A 21934-nucleotide genomic window follows, 5' to 3' on the forward strand; every position below is an offset into this window, starting at 1 on the left:
ATACGTTTGTGGAAGATAGATTGAGGGAGAGATTCATGAGTTCATTTTACAAAGGGACCTTCTTATTAATTGTAACAGCGTTTTTTGGCGAATGTATTGAATTCATCGTTAATATGATAATGGCACGGGAACTGGGAGAGCATGGACTAGGATTATTCATGACAGTGTTACCTACTATTTTTCTCATCGTTCTACTTGCTACCTTTGAGTTACCAACATCTATTTCAAAATTTATAGCAGAGAAAGATTCGAAGTATCATTTGTCGATGCTTCAGCAAGTATTAAAGTGGACGATCATTTCTACTATTTTTCTAACCATCATCGCATCTATCATCATACCTTTTATCCCAATTTTTAATTCCTATCATCCACTCTTAAAATGGCTAGTCATTCTCCTGCTGCCGATTATTTCCTTCACTTCTATTGCAAGAGGTTATTTTATGGGGAAACAGCAGATGGGGAAAATTGCAGCTTCTAATTTTTTGAAAAAAATCATTCAGCTTGGATTATTGGTCTTCTTATTTCAGTGGTTTTCCTTTGACTTAAATACCTCTGTATTAATTGCCTTTTTTACAATTGTCGGAAGTGATACAGTCGTATTACTGTACTTAATGCATATGTTTTTCGTACAGTATCAGCGGATTAAAAAAGGGAAAAATGAAATCATGAATGGAAAGGTAATTTGGAAAGATTTATTATCCGTATCTATTCCAACAACGGGTCTTCGAATCTTTCATGCGCTGACTCATGCAATTCAGCCTTTTTTAATTAAAGGAGCGTTAGTGGCTTCAGGAATTACGGCAGCAAACGCAACAGAGCAATATGGAATGCTTGCTGGAATTGCGATGACGATTGGATTTTTCCCAGCCTTTATAGCCCATAGCTTTATGACAATGTTGATACCGACCGTTTCGAAAGCATATGTCCAAAATGACTATACAAAACTGCAAAAACTATTGCAGCAGGTCATGATTATTACCGCTATCTACGGAACGATTGCTGTTGGGATTTTTTATTTTTACGCGGATACATTGACAATGACCTTTTTTCATTCCACTCAGGCAGCAATAATTGTTCAGCTTCTATGGCCGTATTTTTTACTACATTATTTTACGATTCCAATGCAAGCGTACTTAATTGGCTTGGGATTGCTAAAGGACGCGGTTTTTCATAGTATTTGGTCAACTTCTTTCTCCTATGCAGCGATATATTATTTAGGTTCTTTAAGTCAGCTTCAAATGAGTGGAATCGCGATTGGAATGAATGTAGGGGCAGTCATTTTAGTATCGTTACATTATTTAACAATATGCAAAAAAATAGGGATTTCGATATGGTTAACACCAGTAAATAAACTTCATTAAAAATTTTTGTTAAAAAAAGTGTAGGGATTCGTACGTTGCAAAACGTTTATTAAGTAGAATCGTAAAAAAAGGGAAGGGGAAAGCGAAAGAAAATGGAATCCCTAATAGATAAAACGCAATTAGCGGAAGAAAATCAAGAGGAATTATTTGAACAGGTAGTGAAAGAATACGGAAAATCAATTTATATTTATATAGTATCACTCGTGAAACATAAAGAACTAGCAGAGGACTTGTATCAAGAAGTATTAATTTCTGCTTATACATCGTTTGGATGCTTTGAGGATTTTCAGAAAGTAAAAAGCTGGCTATATAAAATAGCTCTTAATAAATGTAGAGATTATTGGAGAAAAGAAAAAAAATCGAAGAAATTTTGGGAAGAGTCTGTCTATACATATGCCAGAGATACTTCAGATGTACTGGAACCAGAGGAAACATTAATGAGCAAATGTGATAAAGAGGAAATGATTGATACACTAGAAGAACTTCCTAATATGTATAAAGAGCCTTTACTCCTTTTCTATTACCATAATCAAACATTAGTGGAAATTAGTACTCATACAAAAACACCGTTATCCACGGTGAAAACAAGAATGAAACGAGCGAAGGATCAATTAAAGCCTAAGGTCATGAATAATAAAATTGCTTATTTATAAAATGAAACTTGCAGTAGTGGGGAATGTTCATCCACTCATTGATTTGTTGATATCACTGGAAAAATTGCTATTTATTGCACTCTTAACGGACAGTAAGTCTCTCACCTGCAAGCTTTATGAGAATTCGAGGAAGATAGGTGGGAGATCAACTATCCGTAAAGGTCCGAATGGTTTAACTAACTATCAGAGGGGTATGAAGGAAAACCGCCTCTTATGGAAGTTTCGCTTTATTGAATATTGATAGTAGTCGGGTGCTAAAATTGGGATGGAGCATTGGTTTTCCTTTCGAATGCTCGATATTCTAATTGATTTTAGAACACTTCTAATGGACTTGGATTCCATTCCTAGTGGATAAGTGCAGCCACCATGTAGTTGCTATTCAAATCCTGTAATAATAGACTTAAGTTTCTGCTAATTTGTCATTTCTTTGTTTATTATAGTAATTCACCGAATACATGGCACCTTCATTTACCATATTATTATCACCAATATCATCTGGAGCGGGATTTCCTGCTTTCGAAAGTAAATCATCTTTTTGCGTAGTATTGAATTTGTTTTTAAAGCGAGTAAGCATATCTTTTCCTTTATGTGTGAAAAGGAAAAAACTTCCCACTCCTGCCCCAACGATTGCAAAGGTACGCATTGAATTTTTTCCAAACATTCGAGAATCCCTCCTATTTTTTTACTAGTCCTTCTTGTTTCATTCCTATTCTTTATTTACCCCATTTTAAGTTTTACAAACTACGATCAGGGAATAATAATAGAAAAGCTAGTAAGGGGGATTCAAGTGAATAAATACCGTTTAGAGAACTGGGATTGGTATCAGTTGTTAGAAGAAGCGGATATTGGGGAAGTTTCCTTTGAAAAGGGACCGTTAATAAATACTTGGTTTCGCGAAATCAAAGATAACCGAAATAACTATCTTCATATTGATACCTCTGTAGAAGATCAGGAAACATTAAGTGGCTCCCTTATATACCATCGGGAGATAGATAAAAGAGAAGAGTATGAAATTTTTCATTTCTATTTATCAAATGATACATTAATCACCTTTGATTATAAAGATAATAGTTTGCATATCGATAGAAATAACTTCATCCAGGAAATAAAGCGAGCACAAACGCCGATTGAAGGGTTTATGGTTATTTTAGGGAAAATACTGACAGAGATTTTGTACCATATCGATTCATATGAAGAGCAATTGGATGAATTGATTTGGGATGTAAAACAGAGAAATAGTATAAAGACATTAGATAAAGTATATCAATCTAGACATGAACTTCTTATTTGGAAGAATGTCATGATCCCCTTTCTCGAAATAAGATACTCGTTAGAGGAGGCATTTGGAGAGAAAATTACAAAGGGAAAAGAATATGCTCGTGTCAGTAAAAGAATGGAGCGAGGATTAACCTTGGTGGAAGAATACCAGAAGGAATTAAATAACCTTGTCGATTTTGAAGAAGTCGTATCGCAGCATAGAGGGAATGAAATTATGAAAACTCTTACGGTGTTTACTACGCTATGCACCCCAATTATGGCTTGGGGTGCATTATGGGGAATGAACTTTAAAATAATGCCAGAGCTAGAATGGAAGTTAGGCTATCTGTTTTCTTTAGCAATTATTATTGGGTCTACTGTCGTTGTATTTTTCTATCTCAAATCAAGAGGGTGGATGGGAGATTTACTAAAAGTACGGAAGAAAAATTCTTTTTTTCGATAGCTCTTTTCCAATCAAAATTAGACTCTCCATAATAAATTAGCATATAATAATGATGGTAGATATGATATTTATATTAAATAAAAACTCCCACAGGTTATGCAAGGAGGATGTATGGAAGAGTCTAAATTTTGTAGTGAATCACTTGTTGTAAAAACAAGCATTGTTTTTCCAACAGACACAAATACTTATGGAACATTATTTGGCGGTAAGTTAATGGCATATATAGACGATACTGCTGCCATCTCAGCTATGCGACATGCAAGAAGAGGAATCGTTACGGCTTCGACCGATTCTGTTGATTTTTTGTATCCGATTCATGAAGGGAATGCTGTTTGCTTAGAAGCTTTTGTGACCTATACGGGATCTTCATCTATGGAGGTTTTTGTAAAAGTAACTGCGGAAGATTTAATTTCCGGAGAACGGCATTTATGTGCACTCAGTTTTCTAACGATGGTTGCTATTGATGAGCATGGAAAACCGACAAAAGTTCCCAAAGTAATCCCACAGACAGAAGAAGAAAAGAGTTTATATGAATCTGCGAAGGAACGAGCAGAAGCAAGAAAGAAACGGAAGAAAGAAACAGAAGAGCTTGCAAAAAAATATAGAAGTTTAGGATGAGTGATAGAGAAATGTCATTTTCTCAAATGGAACAATCGGATGATTCGCTAAATAGTGGAAGAAGTTGTCGAAGGGATAATGCTTGATGATATAAGATTCCCCAAATGGTAAAAAAACGATATTAGATGCTGTCGAAATATCAAATTATTTTCCAGGAAATGATGGGAATTTCCGATATCTTGTCTAATAACATTGTCTGATTTTGCAGGGGGGATAGATTTCATTTTTTCCTTGCCCATATATTATCCTCATTACTACAAGGGATAGATGCTAGGAGGTAAAAATGAAAATATTTTCCCTTTCCTATTTTGTTGTCACAAGGAAGATTGACTTACATATTCAAATCGAAGAAGAAGAAAAAAGTCTCATTTTATGGAGTGATAGAGTTACAAGTGAAGAGCATACATTTCATTTAAAGGCGATACATGACATTTCTTTTAAACCATCACCAAATCGCTATAAAATGCTTTACTTGCATACAAATAGAGGTGTATTCTCTTTTGTTGTAAAAGATAATCCTGAGGAAATGATTCAACTAATCAAAAGTCGTTTGGAGGATTATCAATAAAAGGGATAAAGTGCAGCTGTTTCTTTATCCTACTCTTAACGGACAGTAAGACTCCCATCACAAGCTAATGAGAATTTGAGGAAGATAGGTGGGAGATCAACTGTCCGTAAAGGTCCGAATGGTTCAACTAACCATCAGTGGGGGATGAAGGAAAACGCCCACTGATGGAAGTTTCAATTTATCAAAAAAGGTTTGAGCAAGGAGGTTATGGGCCTCTTTACTCAAACCTTTCTAATCTTTTTGGGACAGAATGCCGAATATACGTAAGATACTTATAAATAAATTTAGGAAATCGAGGTATAAATTTAAGGCCATTAAAGGGACCTGATCTGCTGTTACGCCATGATGCTTCATTCGATTGAAATCATAAAGAACATAGCCACTAAATACAAGTACACCGACAAAGGAGTATGCAAGCATTCCGCCTGTTGCTAATGGCCAGAAGATATTAAAAATACCGATAGCAATTAAGGCTATTAAGGAAGCAAGTAACATCCCTCTTAAGAAAGAAAAGTCGCGCTTCGTTTTTGTCGCGTAAATAGCGACACCAGCAAACACAACGGTTGTAGTTCCTAATGCGTTGATGACAACATTTCCTCCGCCTGTTGATACATAATAAGATACGATTGGAAATGTAGTAATCCCTGAAATAAACGTAAAGGTAAATAAGAAACCGTAGGATAATGATTTTCCTTTTCTCGCAAAAATGGCAATTAATAAAAGAACGACTTCTAAAATAGACAATGGTAAGAATAAATAGGTTGGGACAAAATTACCAATCATCGTGCCGATAAAAGCTATTCCAAGAGAAAGGGCAAAAGTTCTTAAAACAGAGGGCATATATTCATTACTTGGACTATGCATACATTTTTCTTCACTCCAGTATTGAGTTTTGGTTTATAAGATACTACGAAAACACTCTCTAAGAAGTTTCAATTTATTTTTCGCGAACAGCTTCTGCTTTTAATAAATCGCGGATTTCTTTTAATAATTCTTCTTTTGTATCTACTGTTACAGCTTCTTCTTTGACTTCTTCCTTTTTCTTAAATTTACTTATTAAACGAACTACTAGAAAAATAGAGAAAGAAATAATGAAAAAATCAACAATGCTTTGTATGAAATTACCATATTTAATATCTTCATATTTCCATGAAGAAAAGTTTACTCCAAGTATAAAGTAAGTGAAGAGGGGCATAATCAAATCCTGAACTAATGAACTGACAATTTTGCTGAATGCTGTGCCAATAACGACCCCAACTGCTAAATCAATTACGTTTCCTTTTATTGCAAATGCTCTAAATTCTTTCCACATATAATCCTCCTGAAATAAATCTTTTGTTTCCATTATTGGTTATTAAGATATAATTATTCTTACATGAAAAATATGTCATTTCAAGCCTCTTCTATTGATAAAATAGGTTAAAAAGGAATAAGGGGAAGCCTGAAAAATTAGTATATTACTTTAAAATTTAAAAATGGTTCTTTTGGCTCATTTTCGGTTATTTCTATATGCTGTACTTTTGCGAAGCGATTTCCTTTTTTTAGTTTTTCTACAAAAGTATGTAGTGTATCGGGTGAAGCAACGGCAATACATTCAACAGTGCCATCTGTTTTATTTCGAACCCAGCCAGTTACATGGTTTTCTAAAGCTAAAGTTTGTACAAAGTATCGAAAACCAACTCCTTGTACCCTTCCGCTAACAATAAGATGAAATTGCTTCATTTTTTACCTCCTCATGGAATAACTTCTTATAGATGATGAGAACCATTTGCTTTTTCTATCAATCATCTCATATTTATTTGTATTGTCGCAAGTTGGGTCATTAGATGTGGAGAAGAGCTGCAGAAAATAGTCCATATGTTGTGTGTGAATGGTCTTGGGAATGGGGAGGAAAGTTGTTGGAAAAAGCTAGATTTGTAGATTGGAGAGCAATTTGGTACTATTAATAGGTATGTATCAGGGCTCTGACAAAATTTTAGTACTATTCTTTGTGAGCCTTAAATAAAATAACTTATGGTGAGAGTGCCATTTTTTGATGAAAAGGGCAACAAATAACCGTAATCGAAATATTTATTCTCCTAATAGAGGAGAATAGATGTGTTTGAAAAATAGGAGAAATATAATGAAAAGAAATAAATATATCTGGCTGTTATGGGTCGGAGTAATTATAATTGCAGGAATTTTAGTGGCTTCCATGGTGAATTCTTATTTAACAGATAAACAAAAGAATGAGATTGACAAAAAGCATGTAGTTATTAAGAAAGATTTACAATGGGTAGAAGAAAATGCATATTTTGAAATAGATATGAAAGTCAAAGAGAAAGCGTATCAGGTATTTATTGTAGGTGAAGGGGAAAGGAAGTATCAGCAAGTCGAAGATAATGAATTTGGAAAAAAAGATGATACGATTGTAACTGGAGACTTTTCCTTTTACTTATGGACAGAAGAGTACGGAAATGAGGTAGTGAAACAGGAGCTTGAATTACCAAATCCGATGACTTTTAATTTGTCACAAAAAAATACAGGAACATTTCTTGTTAATCAGCAAAATATTGCAGCCATTTTTCAAGGGAAAGAAGCAAATGAAGTAATGGCTTATTTCTATACTATTCATGGTGAGAAATTGGTTACTTTGACAGATTATGGCATGCAAATATACAGTAAAAATATTAAAAACATTCAACAAAAATATATACAGACATTAAGAAAAAAAGATAATGAAATAATGGAATTTGATACATGGATGCTTGAGCCAAAGAATGGGAAATTATTAAAAGTGGATGGAACTTCTATTGAAAATAAGAAAATCATTAAAAATTGGCTGGATAAGGAAGAGTTTTATTTTCCGTATAAGAATTTAAGCATCACATCAAGCTTAATAAATTTAGCGGAACAAGGAATGTTAATAGGTGCTCAATATCCAATTGGTACCAATATAAAAGAGATAAAGAAAATAAACTCGAATTATACGGATGCTGATTATAATCAGAGATACAATCAATTAGATCTTCCAGAGGTGACTTATTACTATGATAAGGGCACGGAACTGGTTACCTCTATTTCAATCCCTGGAATTCGATTAAAAGAAACGGTGCAGTCTATTCAAGATACATTAGGGAAGCCTGAGGATTTTGTTACAAAAGAAGATGGGTATGTTGCGACATATTTAGCAGGAAAATATAAACTAATGATCCAATTAGATTTATCTCAAAGGATTAAATCAATTCGATTAGTAAAATAGGATTTTTTATTGTATCAAAAATAAGGATGTTCCATGGAATGTTAGATAAATCGTAACCATTCCATGAGACATCCTTTCTTTCAATCTATTTCGGGAGGTAGGTGCTTAAAAAGCCCAATCGCCATTACGGAACACTGCTTCTACTGTACCATCTGCAGTAATACCATCAATGTTCATTTTGTCTGAGCCAATCATAAAGTCGACATGTGTAATACTGTCGTTTAATCCTTTTTCTGCTAATTCTTCGCTAGACATCTTTTTTCCACCTTCGATACAGAATGCATAGGCACTGCCGATTGCTAAGTGGTTTGATGCATTTTCATCAAATAATGTATTGTAGTAAAGAATGTTAGATTGTGAAATTGGAGAACGATGTGGTACTAAAGCAACCTCTCCAAGATAATGAGAGCCTTCATCTGTTTCTACTAATTGACGAAGAATTTCTTCTCCTTCCTCAGCCTTCACTTCAACAATACGTCCATCTTTAAAGGTAACAGAGAAATTATTAATAATGTTACCACCATAGCTTAATGGTTTTGTACTTGATACAGTTCCATTTACACCTGTTTTATGAGGAACAGTGAAAACTTCTTCTGTCGGCATATTTGCCATGAATTCAAAACCTTTTTCATTGATAGAGCCTGCTCCACACCATAGATGTCCTTTTGGAAGCTCAATAGTTAAATCTGTACCTGGAGCTGTGTAATGAAGCTTTTGGTATGCTTTCTCATTTAAGTAATCTACTTTTGTATGAAGTGTTTTATCATGCTCTTTCCAAGCTTGGATTGGATTATCTCGATCCACTCTAATTGCTTTGAAAATAGCATCCCAAAGTAATTCTATTCTAGTATCTTCCGGAGCGTCAGGGAAAACAAGGTTTGCCCAAGCTTTTGAAGGAACAGCGATTACAGTCCAGCTTACTTTATCGGACTGTACATATTTTCGGAACTGGCTTAAAGCTGTGCCAGAAGCTTTTTGGAAATTACTGATTCTTTCAGAAGCAATCCCTTTTAAAAGGTCTGGACTTGAAGATACTACAGACATGAAGGCTGCTCCTTCTTCTGCAAGTGCAATTGTTTCTTTTGCTCTCCATTCAGGATATTCCGTGAATGCTTCGTCTGGTGCCAATTCATATTTTGTGCGAGTAACGACATCATCACCCCAGTTAACAACAACATTTTTTGCACCAATTTGGTATGCTTCTTTCACTACTAAACGAACAAATTCAGCCGATTCAATGGATGTATTGATAACAAGTGTTTGTCCTTTTTGGATGTTAACGCCGACCTTTACTGCCAGTTCTGCATACTTCTGCAGATTTTCTTGAAATGTACTCATATTTTTATTCTCCTTTTCTATAAGCTATTAGCTCTATGTATGAGCAAGAATCCCATGGATGGAATGGATGCTGCTTCTATTGTAGCTTTTTTAGAAAAAGAAATAAACTGATTCATCGTAACATTAGGATAATAATTGATAGTATTCAGAGGAGCATGACAACTAGGCTGTATTTTTTGTTAGAATAGAGGTGACGATTATTCAAGGAGGATTATATGTCTAATAAATTGCAGGCAGTTATCTTTGACTTTGACGGGGTAATAGCAGATACTGTCCCTAATTATTACGAAGCAACGAAAAAAATGGCGATGGAAATCGGTGCACCTTTTACAAGAGAGGATAATTTAAAGTATCAGGGAGTACCAAGAAAGATTCTTATTGATGATTTAGTGGCACGGACAAATAAAGTTTTCACGGAATTAGAAAAAGAAGTGCTAGGCAATCGGAAAAGTGATTACTATAAAGTCTTAATTAGTGAATTTACCGTTGAAAATATGTTGCCAGGAATGTATGCGTTTCTGAAAGAATTGAAGGATGCAGGTATAAAATTTGGAATTGCGTCCTCTAGTTCCAATGCTCCTTATCTTTTGGAGCGTTTTGGAATTCGAGACTGGTTTGAATGTATCGTAGATCCTCATTCTTTAAAGAGGGGAAAACCAGATCCAGAAATATTTTTAACAGCTGCGGATTGTTTAGGGGTTGATTATGCTAATTGTGCTGCAATAGAGGATGGGCAAGCAGGATTAAGCGGGATATTACAAACACCTATGTTTGCTGTTGGAATTGGGGAAGGGGAAGTTTTTGAAAAAGCAGATTGGCGTGTTTCCTCGACTTTGGAATTAAAGGCTGATACTTTATTAGCGAAATTTAATAAGAGATAAGAGGTTGGGGGACATAAATAGAAGATTTGTAAAGGCGAATTATTATCCAAAATGGTTTTCATATGCTTGGTGAACGCCATTTAGCCTATGGTTTTAGTCAAAAGTGGTTTTCATATGCTTGGTGAACGCCATTTAGCCTATGGTTTTAGTCAAAATGGTTTTCATATGCTTGGTGAACGCCATTTAGCCTATGGTTTTAGTCAAAAGTGGTTTTCAAATGCTTGGTGAACGCCATTTAGCCTATGGTTTTAGTCAAAATGGTTTTCATATGCTTGGTGAACGCCATTTAGCCTATGGTTTTAGTCAAAAGTGGTTTTCATATGCTTGGTGAACGCCATTTAGCCTATGGTTTTAGTCAAAAGTGGTTTTCAAATGCTTGGTGAACGCCATTTAGCCTATGGTTTTAATCAAAAGTGGTTTTCATTCGCTAGATGAACGCCATTTAGTCTATAGTTCCTATCAAAAGTGGTTTTCACTTGCTTGCTGAACGCTATTTTTTCCATAGGGGAGCATATCATTCAAGCTGTGTGGGTAATAGCTACAAACTATATAAAACGCTTTCTTAAAAGCTAATTAAAAAGCCAAACAATCAAACTTTCGTGTAATTGTTTGGCTATAACTTGAGCTAAGACACATTTGTCCTAGCCTTTTAGCATTCTATTCTTCTTTTTTCATTGCAGCTTTTAACAGGTCACCCAAACTGTTTCCAAAGCTTTCGTCTTTACTATATTTTTGAACTAGTTTTCGTTCTTCTCTTTTGTTTATCGTTTTTTTACGATCTGTCGCTTTTTCCACAACATTACAGTTTCTACATTGGAAATAGGTTCCAGCTACACCGTCATGAATCTCCATTTTCTTATGGCATTGTGGACAGCGTTTATTTGATAGTTTAGGATCCTTTCTTTTGCTGAAGGAACAATCTAAACTCGAGCATACAAGGATTTTTCCGTTTTTCGTATTCTTTTCCTTCAAGAAGGAATCACACTCAGGACATTTGGATCCCGTTAAATTTTGCATTTTATATGATTTATCACTATGCTTAATTTCACGGACAAATCGTTTGGTTTGATCTTTGATTTGCTCCATAAATTGTTTAGCATTTGCTTTTCCTTTAGCTATATCCTCTAACTCCTGTTCCCACTTTGCTGTTAAATCTGGAGTAGTTAAATCATCGTTAACAAGATTAATTAGCTGTTTCCCTTTAGAGGTAGAATGTAATTTGCCATTTTGTCTTTCTAGCACTTCAGAGGAAAGAAGTCTTTCGATAATTTCTGCACGTGTAGCCGGCGTACCAAGACCAAACTTCTCCATTTTCCCTAGAATATCAGCCTCCGTAAAACGAGAAGGGGCTTCAGTGAATTTTTGTTCCATTATCACGGATTGGACTTTTAATTGTTTTCCCTTTTGAAGCTGTATGCTTTTGGTGGAATCAGTTTTACGGTTATCTAAAGCTTTAAAGCCTAAATCTAATACATTTGTCTCTTGGGCAACAAAGTTTTCTCCATTGATATTTAACGTAGTAGAAATCGTTTCATACTTATATTTTGGATAAAATAATGCCAAAAATCTTTTTACAATTAAATCATAAATCTTTACTTCCTCATTATCTAACCGATTTAAAAAAACTGGCTGTTCGGTTGGAATAATCGCATGGTGATCGGACACTTTATTGTTATTAAATACATTATTTGCCTCGACTTTGCCTTTATTGCGTAAAACAGGCTGTACTTCTTCTTTAAATGCCCCAGAAATACTTTCTAATCGATCAAGCATAGTTGCCTTCATATCTGTCGTTAAGTAGCGTGAATCCGTTCTTGGATAGGTCACAAGTTTATGTTGCTCGTATAGTTTTTGCAAAACATTTAACGTCTTCTTAGCAGAAAAACCAAATCTTCTATTTGCGTCACGTTGCAACTCGGTTAAATCATAAGGCAATGGTTGATGTTCTGCTTTTTCTTTAATGGTAAGGGACTCGACAACCGCTGGCTTTCCTTTCGAATTGGAGACAATCTGTTCTGCTTTTTCTTTAGAAAAGACTCTTCGTTCCTGGTTTTTTTCATATTTTGCTTGCAGAGAGTCTACATTTGCCGTGATAGTCCAATATTCTTTCGGAATGAAGGCTTGAATTTCTTTCTCTCTTTCTAATACCATGGAAAGGGTTGGCGTTTGCACTCGTCCAGCTGATAAGGGATCATTGAACTTTGTCGTTAAGGCTCTAGAAACATTTAATCCAATTAACCAATCTGCTTGCGCTCTACATACAGCGGATTCGTATAAACGATCAAATTCTTTCCCTGGTTTTAACTGCTTAAAACCATCTTTTATCGCACGATCCGTTTGAGAGGATATCCATAAGCGTTTAGTTGGTTTGTTAAAACGGATTTTGTCTAATATCCACCGTGCAACTAATTCTCCTTCTCGACCTGCATCGGTTGCGATAATGCATTCTTTAATATCTTTTCTTTTTGCTAACTGTTCAATTGCTTTGTATTGATGACTTGTTTGTTTCATTACCTTTAATTCCATTTTCTGTGGAATTATTGGCAAATCATCTAGATTCCAATTTTTGTATTTAGGATCATAGTGCTCTGGCATTTTTAATTCAATTAAGTGACCTAAAGCCCATGTAACAATGTATTTATCTGATTCTAAATAGCTTTTATTTGATTTATTGCAGCCAAGCACTCTTGCTATTTCTCTAGCAACACTTGGTTTTTCACATAGCACAAGAGATTTCATGTAAACACCTTCTAACAGAAAATTTTTGGCTGTTTCTTGATTTTTGAATAAAAGTTGGTTGATTACTGTTTATTCAATTTAAGGAAAAGCCTTTTGAGAATTATACGATACCTTCTAGTATAACATGAGATGAGGCTGGTAATAGGATATAGTATTCAATGAGGGGAAGGACTGAGCTTGTTTTTGTTTTTGGGGAATAAGAGGAACGGCGTCCAAGTCTCTTTTTGAACGCCGTATATTGCTTTGTTTTACTCTTCTTGTTCGATTCGATTCTTGAATGCTTCTTGTGTTACAATAAATTCTTCATCTCCAGGAGCATCTTCTGTATGCGTATGCTTTCTTGTGTCTTTTGGAAGCGGTCCTGGATGGTGTTTCCTTTTATGATTAAAATGTTCTCCACGTGCCAATGATAACACCCCTTTCTTACCTTTTTTATTTTTCATAAAAATGGTCTATCCTATGCGAAAGAGAAGTAGAAAATATATAATGGAAATAAGTTAATAAAATAGGAGGGTTCGCGAATGGATTTTTCGTTTCTTGTTTCAGAGGATAAAATTAAAAAAGCGTATCAAAATGGTGAGTTTAACAATCTTCCTGGGTTCGGTAAACCACTTCCCAAAGATAGCTTAGCCTCCGTACCAGAAGAATTGCGAATGGCTTATCGCGTATTGAGAAATGCTGGATATTCTTTAGAAGAAGATAAGATTAGACAGGAATTATTGTCAATGGAAGATCTAATCCGTTCTTGTGAGACAGCAGAGGAGAAAGTGGTTTTACAAAGGAAATATAATGAAAAATTATGGAGATTTAATAAAATAATTAGAAAACGAACAGGCACTAGTCATTCAACGCATTTTTCTGATTATCAGAAGAAGGTGGAGGACCGGTTATTTCCTAAGTGAGTTTTATTATGTTTGGCTGATATAGGTAATTTTGGATCATAAGTGGTAGAATTAGCTGATTATTCGATTTTTTCCTCATAATCAGATTGAATTATTACGAGAAGGTGATGATAATCGCCCTTTTTTGAAAAAAAAGCGGGATTATCGTCATGAATCATGAAGTTATCAAAATTTACATAAAATAAAACTAAAAAAAGGAGGAGAAATGTCGAAAAAAAGGGTAAGACTTAGAAAAGAAATTTTGGAATAAGATAGGTGAACAAGATGGATAAAACGTCATTGATAGGAATTATACTTGCCATTATTGCTGTTGGAGTAGGGATGGTATTTAAAGGAGTAAGCCCAATAGTATTAGTGAATCCAGCGGCTATTCTCATTATTTTAGTAGGTACAGTTGCAGCAGTTGTAATTGCCTTTCCTACGTCAGAGATTAAACGAGTTCCAAAGTTATTTGGAATTTTGTTTAAGGAACAGAGATTACAGGATACGAAAGAATTAATCCGATTGTTTACAGAGTGGGCACAATTAGCTAGAAAAGAAGGTCTCCTTGCTTTAGAGGCAAAAATAAACGAAATTGAAGATTCATTTTTGAAAAATGGCTTATCCTTATCTGTTGACGGACAAAGTGCAGAGTATATTAGAGATATATTAACAGAAGAAATCGAGGCAATGGAAGAGAGACATCGCGCAGGAGCACTTATTTTTACGCAAGCAGGTACCTATGCACCTACATTAGGAGTGCTTGGAGCAGTAATCGGGCTAATTGCAGCTTTAGGAAATATGTCTGATGCTGAAGCACTTGGACATGCTATCAGTGCTGCGTTTGTTGCTACCTTGATGGGGATTTTTACTGGGTATGTTTTGTGGCATCCATTTGCAAATAAGCTGAAAAGAAAATCTCATATGGAAGCAAGTCAAAAATATTTAATGATTGAAGGAGTTTTATCCATTTTAGAGGGAGAGGCACCTAAAGTAATTGAGCAGAAACTAGCATCGTATTTACCAGTTTCAGAAAGAAGACAATTTCTGGAAGGAAACGAAAGTAGTGTGAATGCGAATGAGTAAAAAGAAAAAAAAGAAAGTGCATCATGACGAACATGTAGATGAATCTTGGCTGGTTCCTTATGCAGATATTCTTACGTTATTGTTAGCTTTGTTTATCGTATTATATGGAATGAGTTCTGTCGATGCAAAAAAATTCTCAGCAATAGCAGATGCCTTTAATAGAGAATTACAAGGAGGGACAGGTTTTTTTGAATATCCTAGTCCCGCACCATCGACGAAGAATGAGAATTCAGATGTTGAAATAGTTGATAAAGAAAAACAAGAAGAAACGAAAGATCTCGCTGAAGAGGACTTAAAGGAATTACAGAAACAGCAAGATAAAAAGGAATTGGCAGACATTCAGAAAAAGGTAAATGCCTATATTGATGAGAATGAATTAGGAAATAAGCTTGATACGGAGCTTACTGGGGAAGGCTTGCATGTATCGATTAGAGATAATGTCCTATTTGCTTCAGGAAGTGCAGATGTACGAAGCAAGGATAGAAAAATTGTTTCTGAAATTGCCAATTTACTGGTGATGGACCCACCAAGGAGTATTATAATAAGCGGGCACACTGATAATGTTCCAATTAGTAATTCTCGCTATGACTCAAACTGGGAACTAAGTGTAACTAGAGCGTTAAATTTCATGAAATTACTCCTTGAAAATAAAAAACTTGATCCTAAATCATTTAGTGCTAAGGGGTATGGAGAATTTCAACCGATTGCCAGTAATAAGACTGCTGAAGGAAGAGCAAAAAATAGAAGAGTGGATATTTTAATTCAACCACGAATAGCAACAGAAGACTAACGAATGATAGTCTTTCTGTTGCTGTTTTTTTGTAATTAGGAAGAAGGATGATCGTTATAAGACGAATAGATAAAATTTTTGCAGGAATGAATAAATTATTGTCTTTCTATAAACAAAAGTTTATAATATAAACAAAAGTTTTGTTGAGTTGAGAGGCTATTTTTCTTACTTTATACAATTGCTAGTTTCACTTTAACCTGAGGGGGAGATGGAAGTGAATGATAGAGAGATGTACATACTTCAGCTAATTAAAGAAAATCCCTTTGTGACTCAAAATGAATTAGCGGAGAAAATGGGTCTGTCCCGTTCTGCGGTAGCAGGGTATATTTCTTCTTTAACAAAAGAGGGAAAACTATTAGGACGAGCTTATGTATTACCGAAAAAAAACTTAGACGGCACAACTAACACAATAGGTTAGTTGTGCTCGTTCCATTTGCTCTCAATATTGAGTAAATATGCATTTGGGTCCTTTTTAAACCTTCTCTGTTTTGTGTGTTCAAGTATCCGGTTATTCCACTTATTAGCTTCGTTCTTATAGGTAGAATAGTCAGCTTTCCTTATCTTATTCAAACCGTCTCGTTCATCTGTAACACCTTCAACAAAAACAATGTTTTCACCATGACGAACAATATAACGATTCCAAGTTCGACTACCAGTTATTCGCCTATGCCTTACTTTTGTACGTCTAAAGAATAGTTCTAAATCATTGTTCGTCCTAGGTAAGAGAGGGAAATCGTATATAGTAAAAAGTCCTTTCCAAAAGCCATTACTATATCTTAAAAGATTATCCACAAACGCATGATCCTCTTCCCGATTAAGCTCTTTTTTAATATGATCTAGATACTGTTTTAGTCTATTTTCGACCCAAGAACTTGTTTTATTTTCAGATGGCTCCATAATAGTGGCAATCCGTTTAAAACGCAGGTCCCAACGTTTCACAAGTTGATAATCTGAGTTAAAGTTATCAACATTACTGACTATTCTGAATAGCTTTTCAAGTAAAAGAGTCCCCTTTTTTATCCAGGCATTTTTCAATCGAGTCTTTGATTGATTTTGTTCGTTCATAGACTCGAGTACCAGGTAATTCAAACGGGGGCTTACCATCTTCCAGTAATACGGAGCGAATGGCTGCCACATAATCACTTGCGATTTCATCTTCTAAGCTTTCTGAAGGGGATTCTTCTATTTTTCTCTCGATATCTCGAATTCCCCTTAGCTTCTTTTTAATATTTGTCTTTAACTTTCGGTCCTTTTCCACTAATGGTTTGGCAATATCCTTAAAGTAATGGAACTGACAATACTGATATGGAATGTTTGGTGCGACTTTCTCAATCGCTAAACGGATTGACTGTTGCCCATCACTAATAAACCCTTGAATTGGGTAACCCCAATTAATGATGGGTTGAATAATCCCAACCAATTCTTGAGATGCACTACTCTTTAGATTGTGTGCAGCTAGGACAGTTCCACTTAGTACCTCACGGATTACATAAAGTGTTTCGTTTCCTTTTTCAGGTTGAACGCCATCAATAGAAAGGATTAATCCGTCACTTTCTTCTACGACTTTCTCTAAAATTTCTTTCGTGTTCTCTTCGACAGATGACCTAAGTAGTAACGCGTAGCGTTCATAGAGTTTTTGAACCTGTCTTTCAGAGATTTTAATCTGCTTCTCCGTTAGTATGTCGGTAATTTCTAATCGTGTTTTATGTTCTTTAAAGCGTAAATGACCAATATGAGCAATGACATCCATTCCATATGTAATATGTTTCATACTGAGTTGTTCAGCCTCTGCAGAGCGATAAACGATATGATTATCACAGGAGTTATTTTCGCATCTGTAACCTAGATTGATTACTTTAAATTCACCTTTAAGAGTAGAGATGGTTTTCCGCCATACAGGATGACAGTATGTTAATTTGCCTTCACATTTAGGGCAATGTGTAATCTCAGGAGTATAGTAAATAGATTCAACTGGATTTAACCGATTTTTTGTACGCATAAATAAACACCAACTTAAATAATTTATAAGTCTATTATAACTCATAAACATGGTTGGTGTTATTTATTCCGCGTAAGAAAAAAAAGAAGTTATTTGTATTGGTGGAGCCAATATTGATCGTAAAGTGCAAGCAGAGGAAACGATTCAGTATGGAACGTCGAATCCGGCTTCTACAAGTCAGTCACCTGGAGGAGTTGCAAGAAATATTGCGGAGAATATAGGCAGACTGGGGCTCGAGACCTCTTTATTTACGATCGTAGGAGATGACCATGAAGGGGAATGGTTATTAGATAACACGAAAAATTATGCAGATATCACTCCTTCTCTATTGTCTAATCTGTATAGAACGGGTACATATACAGCCTTGTTAGATTCTGATGGTGAGCTTGCAGTTGCCTTAGCTGATATGTCCATTTATGACAGCATAGATAAAGAAATAATTGATAAAAAATGGGGCTATATAGCAACCTCGGAATTAGTCATACTAGATACTAATTTTTCTGGGGATGTTTTAGAGCATATCATTGTTAGATGTAGGCAAGAAAAAATGGCATTATGTATTACACCAGTTTCTGCACCAAAAGTAAAAAAATTGCCAGAAAACTTGCAGGGAGTTACATGGCTTATTGCAAATAAAGATGAGGCCGAAGTACTTGCTGGAATGAAAATTAAAGAAGAAGGCGATTTCTTTAAGGCAGCCGAAATAATTCTTGCCAAGGGTGTAGAAAAAGTGGTTATTACTCGAGGTGATAAAGGACTTATTTATTTTACTAATTTAGGTGAGGCTGGAGTTATTTTACCTCCTAAAGCAGAAGTGGTCGATGTTACAGGGGCTGGCGATTCACTTGTTTCAGGCATTATGTATTCTCATATTAAAGGCCTAAACACGGAAAATGCCTGTAAAATTGGAATTGCTTGCTCGATCATAACACTTCAATCCAATCAGACAGTAAATCCTTTATTAAATAATAAAAAGCTGCAAGAAATATTCGGAAAAAACTTTCATTAAAAGGAGCATATAACATGAAAATGGAATGGCTAGAATTCTCAAAAGAAGTCTTAGAAGCAAAGAAAAACAATCAACCAATCGTCGCATTAGAATCAACAATTATATCACATGGTATGCCTTATCCTCAAAACGTAGAAACGGCTAAAGAAGTAGAAGATATTATTCGCAAGAATGGGGCAGTGCCTGCAACGATTGCCATTATTGAGGGTAAAATTAAGATTGGCTTATCAGAAGACGAAATTGAATTTTTAGCGAAGAGCGACAATATTGAGAAAGCAAGTAGACGTGATTTGCCTTACCTAATTGCTGGCAAAAAAAATGGAGCAACAACTGTAGCTGCTACCATGATTTGTGCAGAACTTGCAGGGATTAAAGTGTTTGTAACGGGCGGAATTGGCGGTGTTCACAGAGAAGCTGAACAAACAATGGATATTTCTGCAGACTTACAAGAGCTTGCTCAAACAAGTGTAGCAGTTGTGTGTGCTGGTGCAAAATCAATTCTAGATATTGGTTTAACACTAGAGTACCTAGAAACATATGGCGTGCCGGTTGTTGGTTATGGAACAAAGTCTCTTCCAGCCTTCTATACAAGAACTAGCCCATTTGAAGTGAATTTTTCTGTAGAAACTGCAAAAGAAGCAGCAGATATGATTCAAACAAAATGGAATTTAGGACTAGATGGAGGGGTTGTGATTGCCAATCCAATTCCAGAAAAAGATGCCCTTGAGGAAAAATATATTACCGACATTATTGAAAAAGCACTACAAGAGGCGAAGGAGAATAATATTACTGGTAAAAGGGTAACGCCATTTCTATTAAGCAGAGTAAAGGAGCTAACAGAAGGTACCAGCCTTGTAGCTAATATTGCATTAGTTAAAAATAATGCAGAAGTTGGATCTAGAATAGCAGTCGAGTTAAATAAATAATAAAAAGGACTATTTAAAGTAGAATGCCGCCTAAAACCGGTAGCGATTCTTTTTGAATAGTCTATTTATTTTTAAAAAGGGGCTTCTTCTTGAAAAAGTTGAAGCCCCTTCTGTATGATGCCTGCGCTTTTCCATTGCGCATTCTGCGTTACTAGTCTTCTTGTCTTTTTTTGAACTTAACGTATTCTAGAATACCGGCAAAATCATCTTTTGTAATCCCGTCCTCTATAGCTTCTTCTACTAAACTCAACCAGTCTTCGTCTATTCCGTCTATGGCAATATTGTTATTGTCTAGTAGTTCTTCTACATTGGTATCAAGGGTATGCGCGAGTTTCGTTAGCACTTGAAGGGAGGGGTTTTTTTGAATTCCCCTTTCAATGTAACTTAAGTAGGATTTAGAGACACCGGATCTGTCGGAAAGTTCATTGATAGAATAACCTCTTTTTAATCTAAGCTTCTTTATTTTTACTCCAACCAACATGAATATTCTCCTTACCACAAATAGAAGTACCATTTCATTATAACGAACGAATCGTTCAATAAAAAATACAAAAAAGCTAGAAAACGGGAGGTATTTCGAGAAAAAGAACGGTAATTGTTCGTTAAAAAGAAAAAACGGCTGATTTTGGAATTTTTGAAAATGATAGATTTGCACTATACTAATTAAAAAGTTCTTTAATAAGAACATTTTAGTGTTTGTAGAACGAATAGAAAAACTACAACAGAAAACCATCGTGGAAAGTTCGTTATAACGATGTACTTTTACTCCAATTAATGATCATTTATTTTAAGCATTGCATATTTTATCCCACTCTTAACGGACAGTAAGATTCAACCGTCCGTAAAGGTCCGATTGGTTCAACTAACCATCAGTGGGGGAGGAAGGAACCCCCACTGATGGAAGGTTCACTTTATGAAGCTAAATGAATAAAGAGGGTGAAAAATGTATAGGAAAAACTGTGATAAATGCTATAGACCATCGTTTAGTAGTAATGAACTAGGAAAATGGATTTGCCCTATATGCCAAAATGATTTAACTGAATATCCTTTTTTTGACGCGATTACATTTGAACAAATTCATATTAATTATTCGTTTAAAAAAGTGATGAAAAGCTATACAACACAATATTATGATAGAAGTCAAAATAAATAGTAATGAAGGCATATAAATTAAATGTAAATAATGCGTTAGTAGGAGTATTTCGATAAAATTTGAGGAATATAACATTTTTTGTAGAAAAAAAAAGAAATCTTTTAGCGATTTGTCCTAATTTTATGACAAATTACTGCATCTTTTAAATGTAAAAAAAGATATAATGAGAAAACAGGAAAGGACAAGTGAAACATTATATGTTAAGGGCAAACCAATACGAAAGTTTGGGACGCAAAGTCACGGATCTAATGTTTTATACAATGATGGCCGGACTGCCAAAATACAAATGTATTTTTGGGAGGGAAGAATTAAGTGATTAATAGTCAACTTTTTACCGAAGAATTGGATTCAGAATGGATTCAATTAATTAATGAAGCCAAAAATATTGGAATGAATTTGCAAGAAGTAAGAGAATTTCTACGAAATGAGAAGGATTACTTAATTCAGGGAAATCCAAAATAATCATTTGTATAAAGTAGATTTGTAAGGATATAGGCAAAAAAAATAGGAATGTCTACATTGAATTCATCACAATAGGTATGAGGATACAATCGTATTGTGAGAAATTCAATGTAGGAAAACCTCTTTCGAATTTTTATAACTTTTTATGATAATATGTTGAAAATAGGATTATTTTTTTTGTTCCATTCGCCACCTATTAAATTCCAAAAACTCACGAAATTCTTTTTTTGATACACCAGAATCCATTGCTTCTTTTACAATTTTTAACCATTCAGAATCTAAATCATCTTTATTTTGTTGATCATTTATTAAATGATCAACTGGTATATTGAAAACAGCTGCTATTTTTTCTAAAAATTGAATGGATGGGTTGGATTGTAAATTTCTTTCTAAAGAACTTAAATATGATTTTGCAACTCCTGCTTGTTCTGCTAATTCCGATAAGGACATTCTTTTCTCTAAACGTAGCTGCTTTACACGATCCCCAATCATACGCTCACTCACTTTCA

At 34.9% G+C, this 21934-nt stretch carries 25 protein-coding genes, 1 pseudogene and 1 riboswitch; of the genes and pseudogenes, 15 read left to right on the forward strand and 11 right to left on the reverse strand.

The window, feature by feature from the left end; genetic code table 11:
• Positions 1-35 precede the first annotated feature (35 nt).
• Together AB3U99_RS03440 and AB3U99_RS03445 are read left to right on the forward strand one after the other, a co-directional pair.
• The gene (locus AB3U99_RS03440; protein WP_400245479.1) at positions 36-1361 is read left to right on the forward strand and encodes an oligosaccharide flippase family protein; all 1326 of its coding nucleotides are present in this window, start codon (positions 36-38) and stop codon (positions 1359-1361) included.
• Between the two features lie 92 nt (positions 1362-1453).
• Positions 1454-2014, forward strand: coding sequence for an RNA polymerase sigma factor (locus AB3U99_RS03445; RefSeq protein ID WP_400245481.1), 561 nt, complete (start codon positions 1454-1456; stop codon positions 2012-2014).
• A gap of 400 nt (positions 2015-2414) precedes the next feature.
• Here the strand turns inward: AB3U99_RS03445 and AB3U99_RS03450 are convergent, their stop codons facing one another.
• On the reverse strand, positions 2415-2675 hold the full coding sequence (locus tag AB3U99_RS03450) for a hypothetical protein (RefSeq protein ID WP_400245483.1): 261 nt from the start codon (positions 2673-2675) through the stop codon (positions 2415-2417).
• Positions 2676-2801: 126 nt separating this feature from the next.
• Between AB3U99_RS03450 and AB3U99_RS03455 the strand changes: the two genes are divergently transcribed.
• The 3 genes from AB3U99_RS03455 (at position 2802) to AB3U99_RS03465 (ending at position 4920) form a co-directional block, all read left to right on the forward strand.
• On the forward strand, positions 2802-3734 hold the full coding sequence (locus AB3U99_RS03455; RefSeq protein ID WP_400245485.1) for a magnesium transporter CorA family protein: 933 nt from the start codon (positions 2802-2804) through the stop codon (positions 3732-3734).
• A gap of 111 nt (positions 3735-3845) precedes the next feature.
• Entirely contained in the window at positions 3846-4352 is a 507-nt protein-coding gene (locus tag AB3U99_RS03460; RefSeq protein ID WP_031537398.1) for an acyl-CoA thioesterase, read from the forward strand.
• Positions 4353-4635: 283 nt separating this feature from the next.
• Positions 4636-4920, forward strand: coding sequence for a hypothetical protein (locus AB3U99_RS03465; protein ID WP_400245487.1), 285 nt, complete (start codon positions 4636-4638; stop codon positions 4918-4920).
• Between the two features lie 231 nt (positions 4921-5151).
• Here the strand turns inward: AB3U99_RS03465 and AB3U99_RS03470 are convergent, their stop codons facing one another.
• From AB3U99_RS03470 to AB3U99_RS03480, 3 genes are all read right to left on the reverse strand, one after another.
• The gene (locus tag AB3U99_RS03470; RefSeq protein ID WP_400245490.1) at positions 5152-5784 is read right to left on the reverse strand and encodes a Bax inhibitor-1 family protein; all 633 of its coding nucleotides are present in this window, start codon (positions 5782-5784) and stop codon (positions 5152-5154) included.
• 73 nt (positions 5785-5857) lie between these two features.
• Positions 5858-6232, reverse strand: a complete 375-nt coding sequence (gene mscL, locus AB3U99_RS03475; protein WP_400245492.1) for a large conductance mechanosensitive channel protein MscL — start codon at positions 6230-6232, stop codon at positions 5858-5860.
• A 137-nt stretch (positions 6233-6369) separates the two neighbouring features.
• Positions 6370-6642 carry an acylphosphatase gene (locus AB3U99_RS03480; protein ID WP_400245495.1) on the reverse strand — a complete coding sequence of 91 codons (273 nt, stop codon included), beginning with the start codon at positions 6640-6642 and terminating at the stop codon, positions 6370-6372.
• Between the two features lie 400 nt (positions 6643-7042).
• Between AB3U99_RS03480 and AB3U99_RS03485 the strand changes: the two genes are divergently transcribed.
• Positions 7043-8161, forward strand: a complete 1119-nt coding sequence (locus AB3U99_RS03485) for a hypothetical protein (protein WP_400245497.1) — start codon at positions 7043-7045, stop codon at positions 8159-8161.
• Positions 8162-8266: 105 nt separating this feature from the next.
• On the opposite strand, the gene AB3U99_RS03490 is transcribed toward AB3U99_RS03485, so the two are convergent.
• Positions 8267-9499, reverse strand: a complete 1233-nt coding sequence (locus tag AB3U99_RS03490) for an aminopeptidase (RefSeq protein ID WP_400245498.1) — start codon at positions 9497-9499, stop codon at positions 8267-8269.
• 215 nt (positions 9500-9714) lie between these two features.
• On the opposite strand from AB3U99_RS03490, the gene pgmB reads away from it, so the two are divergent.
• Complete coding sequence (pgmB, locus tag AB3U99_RS03495) at positions 9715-10380, forward strand: beta-phosphoglucomutase (protein ID WP_400245500.1); 666 nt, start codon at positions 9715-9717, stop codon at positions 10378-10380.
• Positions 10381-11037: 657 nt separating this feature from the next.
• Here the strand turns inward: pgmB and AB3U99_RS03500 are convergent.
• Entirely contained in the window at positions 11038-13119 is a 2082-nt protein-coding gene (locus AB3U99_RS03500; protein ID WP_400245503.1) for a DNA topoisomerase 3, read from the reverse strand.
• Positions 13120-13367: 248 nt separating this feature from the next.
• Positions 13368-13562 (reverse strand): hypothetical protein, encoded by a 195-nt coding sequence (locus AB3U99_RS03505; protein WP_400245505.1) that lies wholly within the window; start codon positions 13560-13562, stop codon positions 13368-13370.
• A gap of 78 nt (positions 13563-13640) precedes the next feature.
• On the opposite strand from AB3U99_RS03505, the gene AB3U99_RS03510 reads away from it, so the two are divergent.
• The 4 genes and pseudogenes from AB3U99_RS03510 to AB3U99_RS03525 all read left to right on the forward strand — a co-directional run.
• Positions 13641-14021 (forward strand): DUF1992 domain-containing protein, encoded by a 381-nt coding sequence (locus AB3U99_RS03510; protein WP_400245507.1) that lies wholly within the window; start codon positions 13641-13643, stop codon positions 14019-14021.
• 264 nt (positions 14022-14285) lie between these two features.
• Positions 14286-15086: a flagellar motor stator protein MotA gene (gene motA, locus AB3U99_RS03515; protein WP_400245510.1), complete on the forward strand. Its 801-nt coding sequence runs from the start codon at positions 14286-14288 to the stop codon at positions 15084-15086.
• Positions 15079-15876 carry a flagellar motor protein MotB gene (gene motB, locus AB3U99_RS03520; protein WP_400245512.1) on the forward strand — a complete coding sequence of 266 codons (798 nt, stop codon included), beginning with the start codon at positions 15079-15081 and terminating at the stop codon, positions 15874-15876. The genes motA and motB overlap by 8 nt, the downstream gene beginning before the upstream one ends.
• Before the next feature lie 208 nt (positions 15877-16084).
• Positions 16085-16261, forward strand: a pseudogene (locus AB3U99_RS03525) (winged helix-turn-helix transcriptional regulator); the annotation flags it as partial.
• A gap of 29 nt (positions 16262-16290) precedes the next feature.
• Here AB3U99_RS03525 and AB3U99_RS03530 read toward each other — a convergent pair.
• Together AB3U99_RS03530 and AB3U99_RS03535 are read right to left on the reverse strand one after the other, a co-directional pair.
• Entirely contained in the window at positions 16291-16941 is a 651-nt protein-coding gene (locus AB3U99_RS03530) for a hypothetical protein (protein ID WP_400242608.1), read from the reverse strand.
• Entirely contained in the window at positions 16871-17875 is a 1005-nt protein-coding gene (locus AB3U99_RS03535) for a transposase (protein WP_400242607.1), read from the reverse strand. The genes AB3U99_RS03530 and AB3U99_RS03535 overlap by 71 nt, the downstream gene beginning before the upstream one ends.
• 91 nt (positions 17876-17966) lie before the next feature.
• Here AB3U99_RS03535 and AB3U99_RS03540 point away from each other — a divergent pair, with 91 nt between their 5' ends.
• Positions 17967-18884, forward strand: a complete 918-nt coding sequence (locus AB3U99_RS03540) for a carbohydrate kinase family protein (protein WP_400247945.1) — start codon at positions 17967-17969, stop codon at positions 18882-18884.
• 14 nt (positions 18885-18898) lie between these two features.
• Entirely contained in the window at positions 18899-19810 is a 912-nt protein-coding gene (locus AB3U99_RS03545) for a pseudouridine-5'-phosphate glycosidase (protein ID WP_400245514.1), read from the forward strand.
• A gap of 151 nt (positions 19811-19961) precedes the next feature.
• On the opposite strand, the gene AB3U99_RS03550 is transcribed toward AB3U99_RS03545, so the two are convergent.
• The gene (locus tag AB3U99_RS03550; protein ID WP_400245516.1) at positions 19962-20291 is read right to left on the reverse strand and encodes a helix-turn-helix domain-containing protein; all 330 of its coding nucleotides are present in this window, start codon (positions 20289-20291) and stop codon (positions 19962-19964) included.
• A gap of 462 nt (positions 20292-20753) precedes the next feature.
• On the opposite strand from AB3U99_RS03550, the gene AB3U99_RS03555 reads away from it, so the two are divergent.
• Together AB3U99_RS03555 and AB3U99_RS03560 are read left to right on the forward strand one after the other, a co-directional pair.
• Positions 20754-20963: a hypothetical protein gene (locus AB3U99_RS03555; RefSeq protein ID WP_400245518.1), complete on the forward strand. Its 210-nt coding sequence runs from the start codon at positions 20754-20756 to the stop codon at positions 20961-20963.
• 195 nt (positions 20964-21158) lie between these two features.
• A riboswitch (cyclic di-GMP riboswitch) is annotated at positions 21159-21243 on the forward strand.
• Between the two features lie 32 nt (positions 21244-21275).
• Positions 21276-21425, forward strand: coding sequence for an anti-repressor SinI family protein (locus AB3U99_RS03560; RefSeq protein ID WP_400245520.1), 150 nt, complete (start codon positions 21276-21278; stop codon positions 21423-21425).
• A 168-nt stretch (positions 21426-21593) separates the two neighbouring features.
• Here the strand turns inward: AB3U99_RS03560 and AB3U99_RS03565 are convergent, their stop codons facing one another.
• Positions 21594-21917: a helix-turn-helix domain-containing protein gene (locus AB3U99_RS03565; RefSeq protein ID WP_400247946.1), complete on the reverse strand. Its 324-nt coding sequence runs from the start codon at positions 21915-21917 to the stop codon at positions 21594-21596.
• Positions 21918-21934 lie beyond the last annotated feature (17 nt).

This window comes from Niallia tiangongensis (assembly GCF_044704065.1).
GTDB classification, from domain to species: Bacteria; Bacillota; Bacilli; order Bacillales; family Cytobacillaceae; genus Niallia; species Niallia tiangongensis.

Bases quoted from the DNA above. Each gene is read 5' to 3' on its own strand.
- AB3U99_RS03450 (WP_400245483.1), bottom strand. From the start codon at position 2,675: ATGTTTGGAAAAAATTCAATGCGTACCTTTGCAATCGTTGGGGCAGGA.
- AB3U99_RS03530 (WP_400242608.1), bottom strand. From the start codon at position 16,941: ATGAACGAACAAAATCAATCAAAGACTCGATTGAAAAATGCCTGGATA.
- AB3U99_RS03500 (WP_400245503.1), bottom strand. From the start codon at position 13,119: ATGAAATCTCTTGTGCTATGTGAAAAACCAAGTGTTGCTAGAGAAATA.
- AB3U99_RS03460 (WP_031537398.1), top strand. From the start codon at position 3,846: ATGGAAGAGTCTAAATTTTGTAGTGAATCACTTGTTGTAAAAACAAGC.
- AB3U99_RS03470 (WP_400245490.1), bottom strand. From the start codon at position 5,784: ATGCATAGTCCAAGTAATGAATATATGCCCTCTGTTTTAAGAACTTTT.
- AB3U99_RS03490 (WP_400245498.1), bottom strand. From the start codon at position 9,499: ATGAGTACATTTCAAGAAAATCTGCAGAAGTATGCAGAACTGGCAGTA.
- motB (WP_400245512.1), top strand. From the start codon at position 15,079: ATGAGTAAAAAGAAAAAAAAGAAAGTGCATCATGACGAACATGTAGAT.
- AB3U99_RS03480 (WP_400245495.1), bottom strand. From the start codon at position 6,642: ATGAAGCAATTTCATCTTATTGTTAGCGGAAGGGTACAAGGAGTTGGT.
- mscL (WP_400245492.1), bottom strand. From the start codon at position 6,232: ATGTGGAAAGAATTTAGAGCATTTGCAATAAAAGGAAACGTAATTGAT.
- pgmB (WP_400245500.1), top strand. From the start codon at position 9,715: ATGTCTAATAAATTGCAGGCAGTTATCTTTGACTTTGACGGGGTAATA.
- AB3U99_RS03565 (WP_400247946.1), bottom strand. From the start codon at position 21,917: ATGATTGGGGATCGTGTAAAGCAGCTACGTTTAGAGAAAAGAATGTCC.
- AB3U99_RS03485 (WP_400245497.1), top strand. From the start codon at position 7,043: ATGAAAAGAAATAAATATATCTGGCTGTTATGGGTCGGAGTAATTATA.
- AB3U99_RS03545 (WP_400245514.1), top strand. From the start codon at position 18,899: ATGAAAATGGAATGGCTAGAATTCTCAAAAGAAGTCTTAGAAGCAAAG.
- AB3U99_RS03510 (WP_400245507.1), top strand. From the start codon at position 13,641: ATGGATTTTTCGTTTCTTGTTTCAGAGGATAAAATTAAAAAAGCGTAT.
- motA (WP_400245510.1), top strand. From the start codon at position 14,286: ATGGATAAAACGTCATTGATAGGAATTATACTTGCCATTATTGCTGTT.
- AB3U99_RS03505 (WP_400245505.1), bottom strand. From the start codon at position 13,562: ATGAAAAATAAAAAAGGTAAGAAAGGGGTGTTATCATTGGCACGTGGA.
- AB3U99_RS03465 (WP_400245487.1), top strand. From the start codon at position 4,636: ATGAAAATATTTTCCCTTTCCTATTTTGTTGTCACAAGGAAGATTGAC.
- AB3U99_RS03555 (WP_400245518.1), top strand. From the start codon at position 20,754: ATGTATAGGAAAAACTGTGATAAATGCTATAGACCATCGTTTAGTAGT.
- AB3U99_RS03535 (WP_400242607.1), bottom strand. From the start codon at position 17,875: ATGCGTACAAAAAATCGGTTAAATCCAGTTGAATCTATTTACTATACT.
- AB3U99_RS03440 (WP_400245479.1), top strand. From the start codon at position 36: ATGAGTTCATTTTACAAAGGGACCTTCTTATTAATTGTAACAGCGTTT.
- AB3U99_RS03445 (WP_400245481.1), top strand. From the start codon at position 1,454: ATGGAATCCCTAATAGATAAAACGCAATTAGCGGAAGAAAATCAAGAG.
- AB3U99_RS03550 (WP_400245516.1), bottom strand. From the start codon at position 20,291: ATGTTGGTTGGAGTAAAAATAAAGAAGCTTAGATTAAAAAGAGGTTAT.